The organism is Kitasatospora sp. NPDC002543 (assembly GCF_053594915.1).
In genome coordinates this window covers 1-13529 of record NZ_JBSFWR010000059.1, presented here as the reverse complement: position 1 = coordinate 13529, position 13529 = coordinate 1, and the positions used below count along the sequence as shown (strand labels likewise).

General features: G+C 76.0%; 10 protein-coding genes. 7 read left to right on the top strand and 3 right to left on the bottom strand.

What is annotated here, in order from left to right; genetic code table 11:
- The first annotated feature begins 45 nt into the window (after positions 1-45).
- Genes ACWD4P_RS23550 through ACWD4P_RS23535 form a run of 4 tightly spaced genes read left to right on the top strand, consistent with a single transcriptional unit; the run spans position 46 to position 5691 of the window.
- Positions 46-1005 carry an ABC transporter permease gene (locus ACWD4P_RS23550; RefSeq protein ID WP_359829942.1) on the top strand — a complete coding sequence of 320 codons (960 nt, stop codon included), beginning with the start codon at positions 46-48 and terminating at the stop codon, positions 1003-1005.
- A complete protein-coding gene (locus tag ACWD4P_RS23545; protein WP_449780929.1) occupies positions 1002-1850 on the top strand; it encodes an ABC transporter permease in 849 nt (282 codons plus the stop codon). Before ACWD4P_RS23550 ends, ACWD4P_RS23545 begins: the two co-directional genes overlap by 4 nt.
- On the top strand, positions 1847-3655 hold the full coding sequence (locus ACWD4P_RS23540) for a dipeptide ABC transporter ATP-binding protein (RefSeq protein WP_449780928.1): 1809 nt from the start codon (positions 1847-1849) through the stop codon (positions 3653-3655). Before ACWD4P_RS23545 ends, ACWD4P_RS23540 begins: the two co-directional genes overlap by 4 nt.
- A 47-nt stretch (positions 3656-3702) precedes the next feature.
- Entirely contained in the window at positions 3703-5691 is a 1989-nt protein-coding gene (locus tag ACWD4P_RS23535; protein WP_449780927.1) for a hypothetical protein, read from the top strand.
- Between the two features lie 66 nt (positions 5692-5757).
- Here ACWD4P_RS23535 and ACWD4P_RS23530 read toward each other — a convergent pair whose 3' ends face one another.
- The 3 genes from ACWD4P_RS23530 to ACWD4P_RS23520 all read right to left on the bottom strand — a co-directional run bounded on the left by ACWD4P_RS23530 (position 5758) and on the right by ACWD4P_RS23520 (position 9351).
- Positions 5758-7038 (bottom strand): sulfatase family protein, encoded by a 1281-nt coding sequence (locus ACWD4P_RS23530; protein ID WP_449780926.1) that lies wholly within the window; start codon positions 7036-7038, stop codon positions 5758-5760.
- 3 nt (positions 7039-7041) lie between these two features.
- Complete coding sequence (locus tag ACWD4P_RS23525) at positions 7042-8040, bottom strand: hydroxyacid dehydrogenase (protein ID WP_449780925.1); 999 nt, start codon at positions 8038-8040, stop codon at positions 7042-7044.
- Positions 8041-8136: 96 nt separating this feature from the next.
- Entirely contained in the window at positions 8137-9351 is a 1215-nt protein-coding gene (locus tag ACWD4P_RS23520) for an ROK family transcriptional regulator (RefSeq protein ID WP_359820704.1), read from the bottom strand.
- Positions 9352-9461: 110 nt separating this feature from the next.
- On the opposite strand from ACWD4P_RS23520, the gene ACWD4P_RS23515 reads away from it, so the two are divergent.
- The 3 genes from ACWD4P_RS23515 to ACWD4P_RS23505 all read left to right on the top strand — a co-directional run bounded on the left by ACWD4P_RS23515 (position 9462) and on the right by ACWD4P_RS23505 (position 13419).
- Complete coding sequence (locus ACWD4P_RS23515) at positions 9462-10232, top strand: sugar phosphate isomerase/epimerase family protein (RefSeq protein WP_359820702.1); 771 nt, start codon at positions 9462-9464, stop codon at positions 10230-10232.
- 141 nt (positions 10233-10373) lie between these two features.
- Positions 10374-11327, top strand: a complete 954-nt coding sequence (locus tag ACWD4P_RS23510) for a Gfo/Idh/MocA family protein (RefSeq protein ID WP_359820700.1) — start codon at positions 10374-10376, stop codon at positions 11325-11327.
- A 223-nt stretch (positions 11328-11550) separates the two neighbouring features.
- Positions 11551-13419, top strand: coding sequence for an endonuclease/exonuclease/phosphatase family protein (locus ACWD4P_RS23505; protein WP_449780924.1), 1869 nt, complete (start codon positions 11551-11553; stop codon positions 13417-13419).
- Positions 13420-13529 lie beyond the last annotated feature (110 nt).

Sequence of the window (13529 nt, the reverse complement as noted above, 5' to 3'; positions counted from 1 at the left end):
CGCCCCGGGGCGGCGCCCCACCGTTCCGACCCCCGGAGTACCCCCGTGCCCTACTGGACCAGAAAGGCGTCCGGCGCGCTGGCCACGCTCTGGCTCGCCTCCGTCGCCGTCTTCCTGCTGCTCCGCCTCGCCCCCGGCGACCCGGTGTCCGCCGCGCTCGGCGCCGAGGCCGACCAGGAGCAGCGCGACCGGCTCGCCGACAGCCTCGGCGTGGACCGGCCGATGCCCGTCCAGTACCTGGGCTGGCTGCGCGGACTGCTCACCGGCGACCCCGGCAGCTCCTTCCACTACCGGGAGCCGGTCACCCGCCTGATCGGCCAGAGCGTCGGCAGCACCGTCCAACTCGCCCTCGCCGCGGGCCTGCTGATGCTGATCCTCGGCCTGCTGCTGGGCGTCGCCCTGGCCTCCGAGCGCCGCGGCCGGCTCGCCCGGGTGCTCGACCCGCTGGCCACCGCCCTGCTCGCGCTGCCGGTGTACGTCACCGCCGTGCTGTTCGTCCTCGTCTTCGCGGTGCTGCTGCGCCTGCTGCCCGCCGGCGGCGAGCGGGACCTGTTCGCCGCCCCGGACCTCGCCGTCCAGTACCTCGCCCTGCCCGCCGTTGCGCTCGCGCTGCCGGGCGCGGCGGTGCTGGCCCGGCTGCTCGCGACCGAGCTGCGCCGCACCCGCCAGGAGGAGTTCGTGCTGACCGCCGTCGCCAAGGGGGCCTCGCCCCGGCGGGTCCTGGCACGCCACGTGCTGCCCAACAGCCTGGCCCCGTTCTGCGTGGAGTTCGGGCTGCACCTGGGCGAGCTGCTCGGCGGCGCGGTCGTCGCCGAACAGCTCTTCGCCCGCCACGGCCTCGGGCAGCTGCTGCTGGACGCCATCAACCAGCGGGACTACCCGGTCGCCCAGACCCTGATCATGCTCGCGGTGGCCGTCGCCGTCCTCGTCCAGCTCGGCTCGGAGCTGCTGGTCGGCCGGCTCGACCCGCGGATCGCCCGCGCCGGCACCGGGGAGGACCGTTGACCGCCGTCACCGCCGCCGCCCGCCGCCGCGGGCCGGGCCGCCCCGCGCTCCCGGCCGCGCTGCGCACCCGGCGCGGGCGCACCGGCGCCCTCCTCGTCCTCCTGGTGGTGCTGCTGGGGCTGCTCGGCCCGCTGGCGGCCCTGGACCCGTACCGGCAGGGCCCGGACGCGCTGGCCGGGCCGTCCGCGGCCCACCTGCTGGGCACCGACGAGGTCGGCCGCGACCTGCTCGCCCGGGCGCTGGCCGGAATCCGCACCGAACTGCTGGTCTGCCTGCTGGCCGTCCCGGCCGCCGCCGTGCTCGGCACCGCCCTGGGGCTGCTCGGCGGCCTGAACCGGCTGCTCGGCGAAGCCGTCCAGCGGCTCTTCGACCTGCTGCTCGGCCTGCACGGCCTGCTGCTCGGCCTCGCGCTCGCCCTGCTGGTGCGCCCCGGGCTGGGCAGCGTGGTGGCCACCGTCGTGCTCAGCGCGCTGCCCTCCTTCGGCCGCCAGGCCCGGGCGGCCCTGCTCGGCCAGCTGGCCCGCGACCACGTGGTGGCCGCCCGGGTGCTCGGCGTGCCGCGCGGCCGGATCCTGCGCCGCCACGTGCTGCCCAACGTCGTCGACGCCACGACCGCCCTGCTCGCCGTGGCGATGGCGCACGCCGTCAAGATCGAGGGCGGGCTGAGTGTGCTGGGCCTCGGCATCCAGCCGCCCGCCCCCTCGCTCGGCACGATGATCAACACGGGCTCCAAGTACCTCTTCCTCCACCCGGGTTACGCCCTGGCACCGGTCGTCCTGCTCGGCCTGCTGGTGTTCGGCCTGACCCTGCTCGCCGACTCGTTCAACCGGGAGAGACTGCGGTGACCACGACCGAGACCGCCCAGACCCCGACCCCCGCCGCCGTGCCCGGCCCACCGCTGCTGGAGGTGCGCGGCCTGCGCGTCACGGCGGGCGCCGGCGAGGCGGTGCGCGGGGTGGACTTCACCGTGCGGCCGGGCGAGATCCTGGGCCTGGTCGGCGAGTCCGGGTCGGGCAAGACCCTCACCGCGCTGGCCGTCAACCGGATGCTGCCGCCGGGCTGCCGCACCACCGGCGGCACCGTCCGCTTCGACGGCACCGACCTGCTGGCCCTGCCCGAGCCCGCCGTGCGGGCGGTCCGCGGCCGGCGGATCGGCATGGTCTTCCAGGACCCGCTGGCCCATCTCAACCCCCGGATGCCGGTCGGCCGCCAGCTCGCCGAGGCCGCCCTGGTGCACGGCGCGAGCCGCCGCGAGGCCCGCGCCCGGGCGCTCGAACTGCTCGACCTGGTCGGCATCGAGGGGCCCGCGCGCCGCTACCGCGACCGGCCGCACGAGTTCTCCGGCGGCATGCGCCAGCGGGTGCTGATCGCCATGGCGATGGCCAACCGGCCCGAGCTGCTGATCGCCGACGAGCCCACCACGGCGCTCGACCCCAGCACCCGGGTGGAGATCCTCGACCTGCTGGTCCGGCTGCGCGACGAGACCGGCACCGCCGTGCTGCTGATCACCCACGACCTCGGCGTGGTGGCCCGCAGCTGCGACACCGTCCAGGTGATGTACGCCGGCCGGATCGTCGAACGGGCCCCGACCGAGCGGCTGGCCGCCGCGCCCCGGCACCGCTACACCGCCGGGCTGCTGGCCGGGGTGCCCCGGCTCGACGGCCCGCCCGGCCGGCCCCTCACCGTGATCGGCGGACGCCCGCCGGCGGCCGGCGAGGCACCGGCCGGCTGCGCCTTCGCCCCGCGCTGCGCGGCCGCCGCGGACCACTGCGCGACCTCGGAACCGGAGTGGACCGCCGACGGGGGCTCGGGCTTCGCCTGCCACCTCCCGGTGGGCAGCGCCGCAGTGACCGATCGTCAGGAAGTTTACAGGCCAAGGGAGGTGGTCGCTTCCGACCCCGTCCTGGTGGCCGAGGGGCTCACCGTCCGCTACGGCCGGCGCCGGCCCCCGGCCCTGGCGGACGTCTCACTGAGTGCCGCGCCGGGCCGGGCCGTCGGGGTGATCGGCGAGTCCGGCTCCGGCAAGTCCACCCTGGCCCGGGCGCTGCTCGGACTGGTGCGCCCGCAGGCCGGGACGGTGCGGGTGGACGGCCGGCCCTGGGCCGGGTCCGGCCGCGGCGAGGAGCGCGAGCTGCGGCGCCGGGTGCAGATGGTCTTCCAGGACCCGTACGCCTCGCTCAGCCCCCGGATGACGGTGCGCGAGGCCCTGGCCGAACCGCTGGCCACCCACGGGCTGCGCGACCGGGATCCGGCCGGGCTGTGCGAGCTCGTCGGCCTGCCGGAGGCCGTGCTCGACGCGTGGCCGCACCGCCTCTCCGGCGGACAGCGCCAGCGGGTCGCGATCGCGCGGGCCCTGGCCGTCGGCCCGCGGGTGCTGGTCGCCGACGAACCGACCTCGGCCCTGGACGTCTCCGTCCAGGCGCAGATCCTCAACCTCTTCGCCGACCTGCGCGAACGCACCGGCATCGGACTGGTGTTCATCTCGCACGACCTCGCGCTGGTCCGGCACCTGTGCGACGAGGTGCTGGTGCTGCGGCAGGGCCGGGTGGTCGAACGGGCCCCCACCGCGGAGCTGTTCGCCGCCCCCGCCCACCCGTACACCCGGCAGCTGCTCGCCGCCGCCGGCGCCGTGACCCCGCCCCGACCGTGACCCCGCCCCGTGACCCCGCCCCGCCCGTGACCGGACCCTGGAGCCCCATGCCTGCCGTCAACCCCTCGCGCCGCCGACTCCTGCTCGGCACCGGCGCGGTGGCCGCCCTCTCGGTGCTCGGCCCGACCCCCGGCGCGGCCGCGACCACCGCGCCGGAGGTGACCGCACTCGGCCCCGGCAACGCCGACTTCCCCCTGATGAGCGCCACCCTGATCGGCGAGACCCTGTGGATCGGCTCGCGCAACCTCGCCCCCGCCCGGGTGGTCGGCCACCACCTGCCGACCGGCCGGGTGACCGCCACCGTCGAGCTGCCCACCGGCAACTTCGTCCAGGGCTCCGCCGCCCGGGACGGCGTCCTCCACCTGGGCGTCACCGACGCCCCCGGCGCGGCCAACCTCTACCGCTACGACGGGACGCTGACCGCGCTCGGCAACGTCCCCGGCGCCGACGTGCGGGACGTGGCCGTCGCCCCCGACGGCACCGTCTACGCGACCGGACGGCAGAAGGGCCGGGCCGCCGGCCCCGGCCTGTACGCCTGGAGCCCGGCCACCGGCACCGTCACCGAGGTCGCCTCCCCGGCTCCGAACGCCACCCAGGGCCGCGCCGTCGCCGCCACCGCGACCCACGCCTACCTCGGCGTCGGCAGCAACCTCGCGGGCGGCGGCGGAGCCACCCGGGCGAGCCTGTACGCCGTCGAGCGGGCCACCGGCACCGTCACCGACATCACCCCGCCCGACCTGCGCGGCGACACGATCATCCGCCGGATCGCCGTCCTCGGCGACGACCTGCTGGCCGTGTCCACCGAGGGCGCGCCCGCCCACGTCGCGCTGCTCGACCCCGCGGACCACCGGGTGCTGCGCTCCTTCGCCGTCCCCGGCACCAAGAGCGTCACCAACTTCCAGCGCCGCGGCGACGACCTCTGGTTCACCTCCACCGAGCACGGCGTGCTGTGGCACCACGACCTCGCCACCGGCACGCTCGAACAGCTCGCGGTGCCGGTGCCCGACGGCAACTCCTGGGGCCTCGGCCGGCTCGGCGACACCCTGGCGGGCGTCACCGAGGGCGGCACCGTGTGGACCCTGGACCTCGGCACCCGGGCCGTCACCACCCGGGACCTGGTCGAGGCGGGCGCGCCGGCCGCCGCCCAGCTCGGGATGTCGGTCGCGGCCCGCGCCGGGCGGGTGTACGTGGGCGGCAACGGCTCGCTCGCCCTGCACGACCTGGCCGCCGGCACCGTCCGCAAGCTCCCGGTGCCCGGCGAGGCCAAGGACACCCTGGTCCTCGACGACGGCACCCTCTACCTGGGCGTCTACTCCTCGCAGGGCATCTGGCGCTACCGCCCCGGCGTCGACCGGGCACCCGTCCAGGAGGCGGCGCTGCCCCAGGAGCAGAACCGGCCGCAGGTGATCCGGCTGGACCGGGACAGCGGCCTGCTGCTGCTCGGCGTCCAGGCCGACACCACCGGCGGCGGCTCCTTCGTCACCTACCGGCCCGGCAGCGGCCGGCCCACCGTGCACACCGACCCGCTCGGCCCCGACCAGCTGGTGCGCGCGGTGGCGGCCGGCCGCGGCCAGGCCTTCCTCGGGGGCGACAACGCCCGGCCCACCGGTCCGCGCGGCGACCTCGCCGGCTGGGACCCGGTGGCCGGCCGCGAACTGTGGCGCACCGCGACGGACCTGGGCGCGGGCATCAGCAGCCTGGTCGTGCACGGCCACACCCTGTACGGGCTCACCGTGAACGGCCGGGCGTTCACCGTCGACCTGCGGGGCTCCGGGCGGCCCGGGTACGCCGCCGTGATCGGGCGCCGGGCCGACCTGGGGGCGGTGTCCGGCGCCAATCCCCGGCTGCTGGCCCTCGGCGGCACCCTGTACGGCGTCAGCGAGCGCACCCTGTTCCGGCTGGACCGCGACACCCTGGCCGCCACCGTGCTGGTCGAGCTGGACGCCGAGTGGTACAGCGGCGCCCGGCTGGCCGCGGACGAGGACGGCGTGCTCTACACCCTGCGCGGGCGCGAACTGATCGCCGTCCGGCCGTAGTTCCACCCGCGGACGGGGCCGACCCGCCCGGGTCGGCCCCCGCAGACGCGAGTTTGAAGACAGACCTCAGGACACGGCCCGCGGCACGAACCGCGCGAACGGGTCAAAGAGCCGGGCGCAGTGCTCGGACAGCAGGGTCCGGAAACGGGCGAGCAGCGCCGCGTGCCGGGCGTCCACCGCGAGGTTGACCAGTTCGCCGGGGTCGGTGGCGAGGTCGAAGAGCTGCTCCCGGTGGTCGCCCCAGGCGTAGCAGACGTACTTGTGCCGCCCGGCGCGGACCATCCGGCCGAGCGCGTTGTTGAAGCCGGGGATCTCCCAGCGGGTCTCGACCACCACGCTGTCGTGCGGGAGCGCGGCGCGGACGCTGCGGCCCGGCAGGCCGTCGGGCACCTCGACGCCGGCCAGGTCGCAGAGCGTCGGGATGAGGTCCAGCCCGGCCGCGACCAGCCGCTCGTCCACCGCGCCGGCGGGCACCCCGGGACCGGTGACCACCAGCGGCACCCGCACGCACTCCTCGTACAGGGCCCACTTCTGGTTCCAGCGGTGGGCGCCCGCGCCGTCCCCGTGGTCGGAGCTGAACACCACCACGGTCTCCCGGTCGCCGCCGCGCTCCGCGAGCGCGTCCAGCAGCAGGCGGATGTGCCGGTCCACCCGTTCCACGAGGGCGTAGTAGGCGTGCCGGTAGCGGCGCCAGTCGTCCTCGCGCCACTCGGCGGTCGGGTGGGTGTGCGGCTGGGCGAGCCGGGCCAGCCGGGGCAGCGCCGGATCGTACGGCGCGACCGGGAAGTTGGCGGGCAGCGGCGGGAGTTCGGCGACGGGCGGCGCGGGCGGGAGCGGGCCGGTGCGCGGGTCCTGGCCGCGGGCCCACTCGCAGATGCCGTGCGGCTCCAGGAAGGAGGCGACCAGCAGGAACGGCCGGTCGCGCGGCGCGCGGACGAACGCGGCGGCGGCGCGGGCGAGCCCGGCGTCGTCGCCCGCCGGGTGGATCCGGCGGAAGCCCCGGTCGGCGGGCAGGTCCAGTTCGGGCAGGTGCCACTTGCCGCCGTAGCCGCAGTCGTACCCGGCCCCGGTGAACAGCCGTCCGAGCAGCGGGTCCTCAGGGCCGCCGGTGTTGCCGGTGACGCCGACCGTGCTGGGCAGCCGGCCGGTCATCAGGCTGGCCCGCGAGGGGGTGCAGAGCGGCTGGGCGCAGTAGGCGGCGGGGTAGCGGGTGCCGGCGGCGGCTAGCGCGTCCATCGCGGGGGTGCGCAGGTACGGGTTCCCGGCGGCGCTCATCGCGTCCGCGGTCTGCTGGTCGGTGAGGATCAGCACCACGTCGGGGTGGCGTCGGTTCAGGGGCTCCGGCACGGGTCAGGCCATCCGTTCGTAGGTGTGCGGGTCGAGTGCCCGGCGCAGTGGCGCTCCGCGCAGCCAGCGCTCGAACTCGCCGACGACCAGGTCCCCGAGGCGGCGGCGCTCCAGCCCCCGGCTGCCCGCCAGGTGCGGGGTGACGACCACGTTGGGCAGGGTGAACAGCGGCGAGCCGGGCAGCGGCGGCTCGGGGTCGGTCACGTCCAGCACGGCGAAGAGGTCGGGCCGCTCGGTGAGCACCGCCAGCAGCGCGGGCTCGTCCAGGACGGCGCCGCGCGAGGTGTTGACCAGTGTCGCGCCGGGCCGCATCGAGCCGAGCAGTCGCCGGCCGACGAGGCCGCGGGTCGCCGGCAGCAGCGGGGTGTGGACGCTCACCACGTCGGCGGTGGCGAAGAGTTCGTCCAGGTCGACGGCGTGCACCCCGGGCGGGGCGGGGGCGTACGGGTCGTGCGCGAGGACCCGGACGTCGTAGCCGCGCAGCATCTCGCAGACCAGCCGTCCGGTCGCGCCGAGCGACAGGATCCCGACCGTGGAGCCGTAGCCGCCGGGGGTGCGGGCGGCGGGGACGGCGGCGCGGGCGGCCCGGGCGGCGAGCACGTGGCGCCAGCCGCCCTTGAGGGCGTAGACGATCTGGGCCACGGTGAACTCCGCGACCGGGACGGCGTTGGCGTGCGCGGCGGTGACGATCGGGACGTCCGCCGCCCAGAACGCCTCGCCGGCGATCCGGCGCACCGATCCGGCGGCGTAGAGGACCAGCCGCAGGCGGGGGAGCCGGGCCAGCGCGGCGGCGTCCAGGACGGGGCCGCCCCAGCCGGTGAACAGCACCTCGACCTCGCGCAGCGCCTCCGGTGCGGCGGCCAGTCGCTCGGCGCTCCACACGCCGTCGGGGGAGGCCGGATCGGCCAGCACCTCGGCCCGGGCGGCGACCCGGGCGCGTGCCTCGGGGCCGTAGACGTCGGGGAAGCGCTCCGGGTCCATCGCGAAGGCGGCGGTGGGCATCCGGTTCTCCTCGGGTCGCTGACGCACAAGGAGTTTCTATCATAGTGAGAAATAGTGGCGGGAGGAGAGGGGCGCAGGGTGGCCGGGACCCGGGCCTCAGCGCGTGATGAAGGTGGCCCCGTCCGCGAGCCGGACCGCCGCCGCGGCCGCGCCGACCAGCTCGGTGGTGGTGCTGTGCACGACCACCAGGCGCGGCAGCACCGGCACCCGGCCCTGCAGCCGGCTCTCGATCGCGGCCGGCAGCTCGCCGCCGCTCTCCCAGAACAGCCGCCCGCCGAGGGCGATCAGCTCCGGCGCCAGCACGGCGCTGAGATTGGCCACCAACAGCGCCAGGTCGTCGGTGAGTTCGCCGATCAGCCGGACGGCCGCCGGATCGCCCTCCCGCCCCAGCCGGAACAGCCCCGCCACCCGCTCGGCCGGGCTGCCGGACACCGCCAGGCCGGCCTCGGTGATCCGCCGGTCCAGCGCGTGGTCGCCGATCCTCGCCTGGGTGTCGCCGGTCCACCCGAGTGGCCGGTCCAGCGCCGCGTGCCCGGCCATCAGATGGCCCAGCGCCCCGGCCGCGCCCAGCCGGCCGCGGTGCAGCCGGCCGTCCAGCACGATCCCGGCGCCGACCTCGATGCCCACCACGACCGCCGCCAGGTCCCGCACCCCGGACGCGGCCGGGGACTCCCGGACGGCCAGCGCGACCAGGTTGACGTTGCTCTCCACCGCCACCGGCACGCCGTACCGCTCCTGCAGCAGCACCCCGAGCCGCAGGCCGGGCCAGTCCAGCGCGGGCGCGAACTCCACCAGCCCGGTCCGGTCCCGCACCACCCCGGGCACACCCGCCACGAGGGCGCGGGGGGCGCCCGCGTGGCGGCCGGCCCAGTCCCGCAGGCCGTCCACCAGGTCCAGCAGCGGGCCGGTCAGGTCCCCGGCGGCGATCTCCCGCGGCCGGTCCGGGCCGGGGAACGCCCAGTGGTGCTCGGCCTCGTGCAGCACCGTGCCGTCCAGCGCCGCCACCACGCCGACGATCCGCCGCGGGCGCATCGCGATCGCCAGGACGGTCTGCGCGCGGGCGTTGTAGCGGATCAGCTGCGGGGGCCGGCCGCCGCTGGACGGCGCCCGCTCCGTCTCCACCTCCACCAGCCCCTCGGCGCGCAGCACCTCCACCAGCCGGTGCACGGTCGCGGTGCTCAGCCCGCTCTCGGCGGCCAGCCGCTGCCGGGACAGCGTGCCGTGCCGTCGCAGCACCTCCAGGAGGACGGTCTGGTTCACCTGCGCGACGGTCTGGGTCGTCGCGGTGGCGGGGGTGCGGCTCGTGGGCATCACGTGCTCCTCGGACCGGGCCGGCGCCCGGGCGGTCAGGACTTTGTCTCGGCTTGAATATATCCTTGGCCCGGCCCTCCCGGGCCGCCCGACCAGCCACGGAGGCCGCCATGCCGCTCGCCTACTCCACGCTCGGCGTCCCCGGGCTCCCGCTGGCCGAGGCCGCCCGGCTCGCCGCCGACCACGGCTGGGACGGGCTCGAACTGCGCTGCGCCGAAGGCGAGCCGGTCCACCCCGCGATGACGGGGCCGCAACGCCGCGCCGCGGTCCGCACCCTGCGGGCCCACGGCCTCACCCCGCTCGCCCTCGCCTCCTACGTCGGCGTCGCCGCCCCCGGGCCCGACGGCCCGGTGACCGACGCGCTCCGCGACCACCTGCGGCTCGCCGCCGGCCTTGGCGCGGCCGCCGTCCGGGTCTTCCCGCGCGGCGGCGACGGCCCCCGTCCGGCGGCCGACGACCGGGCCGTCCGGCGGCTCGCGGCGGTCGCGGAGGAGGCGGGAGCGCTCGGCGTGCGGATCCTGGTCGAGACCCACGACTCCCACCGGGGCGGACGAGCGGTGGCCGCCCTGCTGGCCCGGGTCGCCCACCCGGCCGTCGGGGCCCTGTGGGACCTGATGCACACCCACCTCGCCGGGGAGACGCCGGCCGAGAGCCACGCCGCGCTCGCCCCGTACCTCGGCCACGTCCAGGTCAAGGACATCGCCGGGCCGCACGACCGCACCCCGCTCCCGCTGGGCGCCGGCGTCCTGCCGATCGCCGACTGCCTGCGCCTGCTGCCGCCCGAGGCCTGGATCTGCTGGGAGTACGAGGCCCCGTGGCACCCGGCCGCCGCCCCCCTGCCCCCGCTCCTCGCGTCCGGCGCGGCCTTCCTCACGGCCTGACACCCCGGCCCCGGCCCCGGCCGCGCCCCGGCCCCGCGCACCCGAGGAGCCGGGCCGCCCGGGCCCCGACCGGCCGTACGGCCCCGGCGCGCGGCACATAGGGTGGGGGCGGCCGACGATCACGCACCACCAGGAGTCCCCATGAGTTCGACCGCCGCCCCCGAGACCCCGCTCCCGGTCGGGGTGATCGGCCTCGGCGACATCGCGCAGAAGGCCTACCTGCCGGTGCTCACCGCGCTGCCCGGGCTCGACCTGCGGCTGATGACCCGGGACGCGGCCAAGCTCGACCGGATCGGCGAGGCCCACCGGATCGCCCCCGAGCACCGCTTCACCGACCTCGGCGCGCTGATCGGCAGCGGCATCCGCGCCGCCTTCGTGCACGCCGCCACCGACCAGCACGTCCCGATCGTCGAGCAGCTGCTCACCGCCGGGGTGGACGTCTACGTCGACAAGCCGCTCGACTACACCCTGGACGGCGCCCGCCGGCTGGTCGGCCTCGCCGACCGCACCGGCCGCTCGCTGATGGTCGGCTTCAACCGCCGCCACGCCCCCGGCTACGCCCAGGCCAAGGAGCGCCCGCGCGACCTGATCGTGCTCCAGAAGAACCGCGAGGGCCTGGCCGAGGCCGCCCGCACCCTGGTGTACGACGACTTCATCCACGTTGTGGACGTGCTGCGCTTCCTGGCCCCCGGCGAGATCGAGCACGTGGACGTCCGGGCCCGCACCCGGGACGGGCTGGTCGAGCACGTGGTGCTCACCCTCGGCGGGGAGGGGTTCACCGCGCTCGGCATCATGAACCGGGTGTCCGGTTCGACGGAGGAGGTGCTGGAGGTCTCCGGCGGGGACTCCAAGCGCGAGGTGCACAACCTGGCCGAGGTGATCGACCACCGCGGCCAGCCCACCGTCCGCCGCCGCGGCGACTGGGTGCCGGTGGCCCGCCAGCGCGGCATCGAGCAGTGCGTGCTCGCCTTCCTGACGGCCGTCCGCGCCGGGCGCACCCTGGACGCCCACGACGCGCTGCGCACCCACGAGCTGTGCGAGCTGATCGTGGAGCGGATCGAGGCTTCCTGGGAGCCAGCTGGGAGCGGGCTGTGAGAAGCCGGGACTGACCCGGCGTCACGTCACCTCCCGGGAACCGACAGTTCACCGCCAGGGTCTTGTCGGGGGATTTTCTACGCGCGTATCTTAGGGGCGCCGCGGGGGGCGGGAGCCCGTCCTCCGCTTCTTCTCTACGCGAGTAGCCGCGCTCGAAGCGCGCCTCCGCCCGGACCGCCGTGCCACACCAGTGCCGCACGACGGAGCTAGGAGTCCTGCCCCGGTGACCACCGCCCCCGCTCCCCGCCCCCGCAGAGCCCTGCTGCGCGCCGCCCTGATCCCGGCCTCGCTGGCCGCCTCGCTGGTGCTCGTCCCGCTGCCGGTGGCGAACGCCGCGGCCGCCGCCACCCCGGCCCCGACCGAGGCCGGGGTGCTGCGGATCCACGACATCCAGGGCTCCACCCGGATATCCCCGCAGGCCGGCAAGGCCGTCACCGGCGTGCCCGGCATCGTCACCGGCGTGCGCGCGTACGGCAGTTCCAAGGGCTTCTGGCTCCAGGACCCGAACCCGGACGCCGACCCGGCCACCAGCGAGGGCGTCTTCGTCTTCACCGGCGGCAACCCGACCGTCAAGGTCGGCGACTCCGTGCTGGTGAGCGGCAAGGTCACCGAGTACTACCCGAACCTCGGCGGCGGCTCGCAGTCCCTCACCGAGATCTCCGCCCCGGGCGTCACCGTCCTGTCGGCCGGAAACCCGCTGCCCGCCCCGGTCGTCGTGGACACCCGCAACATCCCCGGCACCTACGCCCCGCCGGCCGGCCCGGACGGCTCCATCGACGGCGTGGCGCTCAACCCGGAGAAGTACACCCTGGACTTCTACGAGTCCCTGGAGGGCATGCTCGTCCAGGTCAAGGACGTCCGGGTGATCCAGGCGACCGACAAGTACAACGAGCTGTGGGTCGCCGCCGACCGCCAGGACCAGCGCAGCAAGCGCGGCGGCGTGCTGTACGAGTCCTACCGCGAGCCCAACGTCGGCCGCCTGATGATCCAGCAGCAGGCGCCGGTCAACCAGCAGCCCTTCCCGGTGGCCAACGTCGGCGACGAGCTGACCGGCACCACCACCGGTCCGCTGGACTACAACAACTTCGGCGGCTACACCCTGGTCGCCGGCACCATGGGCACGCTGAAGGACAACCACCTCCAGCGCGAGGTCACCGCCCAGGCGACCGACCGCGAACTCACCCTCGCCACCTACAACGTGGAGAACCTGGCCCCGGGCAACCCGGACGCCAAGTTCGCCGAGCTGGCCCAGGGCGTCGTCACCAACCTGCGCTCGCCCGACATCGTCGCCCTGGAGGAGATCCAGGACAACAACGGCAGCAAGAACGACGGCACGGTGGACGCGAGCCAGACCGTCGCCAAGTTCGTCGCCGCGATCAAGGCGGCCGGCGGCCCGGCCTACGACTGGCGCTCGGTCGACCCGCAGGACGGCAAGGACGGCGGCGAGCCCGGCGGCAACATCCGCCAGGTCTTCCTGTTCAACCCGCAGCGGGTGTCCTTCACCGACATCCCCGGCGGCACCGCCACCACCGCCGTCGGCGTGACCGGCACCGGCGCGAGCACCGCGCTGACCGCCTCGCCCGGCCGGATCGCGCCCGAGGACGAGGCCTGGACCAACAGCCGCAAGCCGCTGGTCGGCCAGTTCTCCTTCCGCGGCAAGAAGGTCTTCGTCATCGCCAACCACTTCAACAGCAAGGGCGGCGACCAGGGCATCGACAGCCGCTTCCAGCAGCCGACCCGCGGCTCCGAGGTGCAGCGGATCAAGCAGGCCACCGTCGAGCAGGGCTTCGTCGCCCAGCTGCTGGCCGCCGACAAGGAGGCCAAGGTCGTCTCCCTCGGCGACTTCAACGACTACCAGTTCTCGCCCGCGCTGGCCGCGCTCACCAAGGACGGCGTGCTGCGCGACCTGGTGAACGAGCTGCCGGAGACCGAGCAGTACTCGTACGTCTACCAGGGCAACTCCCAGGTGCTGGACCACATCCTGGTCAGCCCCGAGGTCGGCTACGCCAAGTACGACGTGGTGCACATCAACGCCGAGTTCGCCCAGCAGGCCAGCGACCACGACCCGCAGGTGGTCCGCATCAAGCCGTAGCGCCGCCGGTCCCGGCGCCCCGAACGGGCACGTCGAGCACGCGCTCTACCTGGTGGACGACGGCGCGACCACCTGGGCGCACGTCGAGCCGGGCACCCAGGAGGCGCTGG

Excerpts from the sequence above, each read along its gene's own strand:
- ACWD4P_RS23535 (WP_449780927.1), top strand. The coding sequence starts at position 3,703 with ATGCCTGCCGTCAACCCCTCGCGCCGCCGACTCCTGCTCGGCACCGGC.
- ACWD4P_RS23525 (WP_449780925.1), bottom strand. The coding sequence starts at position 8,040 with ATGCCCACCGCCGCCTTCGCGATGGACCCGGAGCGCTTCCCCGACGTC.
- ACWD4P_RS23520 (WP_359820704.1), bottom strand. The coding sequence starts at position 9,351 with ATGCCCACGAGCCGCACCCCCGCCACCGCGACGACCCAGACCGTCGCG.
- ACWD4P_RS23515 (WP_359820702.1), top strand. The coding sequence starts at position 9,462 with ATGCCGCTCGCCTACTCCACGCTCGGCGTCCCCGGGCTCCCGCTGGCC.
- ACWD4P_RS23510 (WP_359820700.1), top strand. The coding sequence starts at position 10,374 with ATGAGTTCGACCGCCGCCCCCGAGACCCCGCTCCCGGTCGGGGTGATC.